General features: G+C 76.3%; 3 protein-coding genes and 1 pseudogene. All 4 read right to left on the reverse strand.

Going from position 1 to position 2,476, the window contains the following annotated elements:
- Positions 1–21 precede the first annotated feature (21 nt).
- Positions 22–336, reverse strand: coding sequence for a (2Fe-2S)-binding protein (locus tag ABZ914_RS50145; RefSeq protein WP_500201641.1), 315 nt, complete (start codon positions 334–336; stop codon positions 22–24).
- Positions 333–1,493: an NAD(P)/FAD-dependent oxidoreductase gene (locus ABZ914_RS50150; protein ID WP_500201642.1), complete on the reverse strand. Its 1,161-nt coding sequence runs from the start codon at positions 1,491–1,493 to the stop codon at positions 333–335. The genes ABZ914_RS50145 and ABZ914_RS50150 overlap by 4 nt, the downstream gene beginning before the upstream one ends.
- A gap of 101 nt (positions 1,494–1,594) precedes the next feature.
- A complete protein-coding gene (locus ABZ914_RS50155) occupies positions 1,595–2,206 on the reverse strand; it encodes a helix-turn-helix domain-containing protein (protein WP_500201643.1) in 612 nt (203 codons plus the stop codon).
- A gap of 120 nt (positions 2,207–2,326) precedes the next feature.
- Positions 2,327–2,476 (reverse strand): annotated as a pseudogene (locus ABZ914_RS50160) (hypothetical protein); the annotation flags it as partial.

Genomic DNA, 2,476 nt, shown 5'->3' on the forward strand with positions numbered 1-2,476 from the left:
CGACGACCACGACGTGGCGGCTCATCGGGCGTCCTCCGCCCGGGACTGGGTGGCGACGGTGTCGCCCTCGTGCGCGCGGCGGCGGCAGGCCCGCACGTCGCGGACGCCGTTGACAGTGACGAGGCAGTCGAAGCAGGCGCCGATCCCGCAGAACACGCCGCGCGGGGCGCCGGACGGCCCGGACCGCCAGGTGCGGCGCCCGGAGGCGAGCAGCACGCCGGCGATCGTCTGCCCGGCGACGCCGTCGACGGGCTCGCCGTCCACGGTGATCCGCAGCGGGACGTCGGGGCGGCGCCCCGCCGCGTCCCCGGCCGCGGGCACGACTCTCGCGCTCACAGGTTCTCTCCTTCGGACTGGACGGCGGGCCGGTCGGCGCGGAACGGCGCCGCGTCGATCGCGGGCTCGCGGCCGAGCATCAGGTCGCGCAGGACGGCGGCGGTGCCGACGGACAGCCCGATGCCGGCGCCCTCGTGCCCGGTGGCGTGCCAGAGGCCGTCCAGCCCGGGGTCGGCGCCGATGACCGGCAGATGGTCGGGGACGAACGGGCGGAACCCGCCGTAGGCCCGGATCACCGGCACGCCGGCCAGCATCGGGAACAGCCGGAGCGCCTTGGCGGCGATGACCGACAGCACCTCGGGGCGGAGCCGGTCGTCGAACCCGACGCGGCGGCGCGACGAGCCGAGCAGGATCGTGCCGCCGCGGGTGGCCTCGACGACCGCGGACGCCTGGAGGTCCTCGGCGGCGCTGCCGACGGCGCCGACGTAGTCGGCGTCGTAGACCTTGTGGAAGACGGTCGGCGGCATCGGCGCGGTCACCAGCACCTCGCCGCGCCGGGGCCGCACGTCGAGCCGGACGCCGAGCCTCTTCGCCACCTCCCCCGACCAGGGCCCGGCGGCGTTGACGACCGCGTCGCCCTCGATCGTCCCGGCGGAGGTGCGGACGCCGGTGCTCCGGCCGCCGCGGCGGACGGCGCCGAGCACCTCGCGGCCGGTGCGCAGCTCGGCTCCGGCGCGGACGGCGGCGGCCAGCAGCGCGGTCGCGGCGCCGGCGGGCTGCACCTGCGCGTCCTCGGGGTAGCGGACGGCCATCGCGACGTCGCGGGTGAGGTGGGGCTCGGCGGCGGCGAGCGCGGCGGCGTCCATCTCCTCGGCGGTGACCCCGGCCTTGCGCTGGCCCTCGGCGAACTCGGCGAGCGCGCCGGCGCCCTCGGGCGTGGTGGCGACGACGATGCCGCCCTTGGGGTCCCATTCGGCGGCGCCGGCGTTCGGGTCGCCGTCCAGGATCGCGGGCCACAGCTCGCGGGACAGCTTCGCCAGCTCCAGCTCGGGGCCGGGGCCCTTGTCGGAGACCAGGACGTTGCCCTCGCCGTGGGCGGTGGTGCCCGCGGCGGGACCGGACCGGTCGACGACCGTGACCGCGCATCCCGCGAGGGCCAGCTCGCGGGCGCAGGCCGCACCGATCATCCCGGCGCCGAGCACCACGACCCGCGTCATCGACCCTCCCACCACGCACCGTCCAGGGCGTTCGTTAAACCGAACGACCCCGAGAGTATGTCGGTGCGCCGCGCGCTGTCAACGCGCGGATGAGACCGGCGTCACGGCGTCTCGACCAGGTGCGGCGGTTCCGCGGGCGTCGCGTGAAGCCGCTGGTCAGAGCGGTACTGCAGGAGCAGCACGGAGCGGACGGGCCCGTCGAGGGCGGTGTAGGTGTGCGGCAGCCGCGCATCGAAGCTCACGTAGTCGCCGGGTCCGAGCTCCACGTCCCGGTCGTCCACCCGAACGCCGAGCCGGCCCGCCTGCACGATCGTGTGCTCGGTCCCGACATGGCCCAGCGAGTCCTGCCGGGAGTCGGCCCTGACCTGCTGGTCGTACACCTCGAAGATCGCTCCGCCGGACTCGATGCCGCGCAGCGGCCGCAGGTCGACGCCCTCGCCGCGCAGCACCTCGACGTCGGCGCCGCGCACCACGGTCAGCCCGGACGGCTCCTGGTGGTCCAGCAGGTCGGAGATCGGCACCTCCAGGGCGCGCGACAGGCTGAACACCGTCTCGATGGTGGGGTTGCCGGCGCCCGCCTCCAGCTGGGAGAGCGTCGCCTTGCCGATCTTCGACCGGCGCGACAGCTCCGACAGCGACAGCCCGAGCTCCAGCCGCGCGCGGCGCAGGTTGCCCGCCAGCACGTCCCGCACCGAATCGCCCGGACCGCCCACGTGCCCGCCCCCTTCGCCCGCGGGACGCCGATCGCCCGCGTCCCTTGCGTTCGCTTTAACGAACACGTAGTTTACCGACGGCGCCGCGCGTGGGGCGGATCGGCCCGGCGGATCGGCCCGCTAGAGCGCCACGATCCTGCCCGCCCCGGCGGCGCGGGCGCGGTCCACGATGACGGCGGCGGCCGCGGCGTCCTGCACGCCCAGCCCGACGCTGTTGTAGAAGACCACGTCGCCGGCCGCCTCCCGGCCGGGGGGGTGGGCGGGGGGGGG

Origin of the sequence: Spirillospora sp. NPDC046719, assembly GCF_040645715.1 — a bacterium.
Classification (GTDB): Bacteria; Actinomycetota; Actinomycetes; order Streptosporangiales; family Streptosporangiaceae; genus Spirillospora.